General features: G+C 67.3%; 1 protein-coding gene. It reads left to right on the top strand.

The window, feature by feature from the left end:
- Positions 1–325: 325 nt before the first annotated feature.
- The coding region (gene rpsB, locus B9S61_RS02075; protein ID WP_103540649.1) for a 30S ribosomal protein S2 at positions 326–1,143 on the top strand (818 nt) is incomplete at its 3' end.

The following is a 1,143-nucleotide window of genomic DNA, read 5'->3' as shown; positions in this document are numbered from 1 at the left end:
GGGCCGGTCGCGTACCGGCCCGGGCCCATCGACTCGTTCGCATGCCGCAAAGCGTTCCGGAGACGCGTGATCACCGCCCGGACCTGTGGACCACCGTCCGGTTGTGGACAACGGCGTCACCCGGCACCCCGTGGGTCCCGTACACTTCTGGTGGCGACCCGGGTCACCGGGTCGACTTCGCACGCCCCGACATCGAGGCCGGTCACGGCCGTGTCCCCGATGTCAGCGCCCCTCGGTCCTTCGTGGCAACGGCGCGTCGTGGGCGTCAGGCGCGGAAGCCGTCCGGCATCCGCGGCACAACCGAGAAAATCAAGGAGATGCGGCCATGGCCGTCGTCACGATGCGGGAGCTGCTGGAAAGCGGCGTCCACTTCGGTCACCAGACCCGTCGTTGGAATCCGAAGATGAAGCGCTTCATCTTCACGGAGCGCAACGGCATCTACATCATCGACCTGCTCCAGTCGCTGTCGTACATCGACCGCGCCTACGAGTTCGTCAAGGAGACCGTCGCCCACGGCGGCACGGTCATGTTCGTCGGTACGAAGAAGCAGGCGCAGGAGGCCATCGCCGAGCAGGCGACCCGCGTCGGCATGCCCTATGTGAACCAGCGCTGGCTGGGCGGCATGCTCACCAACTTCTCGACCGTCTACAAGCGTCTGCAGCGCCTCAAGGAGCTCGAGCAGATCGACTTCGAGGATGTGGCCGCCTCCGGCCTCACCAAGAAGGAGCTGCTGGTCCTCTCCCGCGAGAAGGCCAAGCTGGAGAAGACCCTCGGCGGTATCCGCGAGATGCAGAAGGTGCCCAGCGCCGTCTGGATCGTGGACACCAAGAAGGAGCACATCGCGGTCGGCGAGGCCCGGAAGCTCAACATCCCGGTCGTCGCCATCCTCGACACCAACTGCGACCCCGACGAGGTCGACTACAAGATTCCGGGCAACGACGACGCGATCCGCTCCGTCACGCTGCTCACCCGCGTGATCGCCGACGCGGTGGCCGAGGGCCTCATCTCCCGTTCCGGTGTCGCCACCGGTGACAAGGGTGACAAGGCCGCCGGCGAGCCGCTCGCCGCGTGGGAGCGCGACCTGCTCGAGGGCGAGAAGAAGGCCGAGGAGGCCGCTCCGGCCGCCGCCGAGGCCGACAAGCC

It is taken from the genome of Streptomyces sp. SM1, from assembly GCF_002910825.1.
In the GTDB taxonomy this organism is placed as follows: domain Bacteria; phylum Actinomycetota; class Actinomycetes; order Streptomycetales; family Streptomycetaceae; genus Streptomyces; species Streptomyces okerensis.
This window is presented reverse-complemented; position numbering and strand designations above follow the sequence as displayed.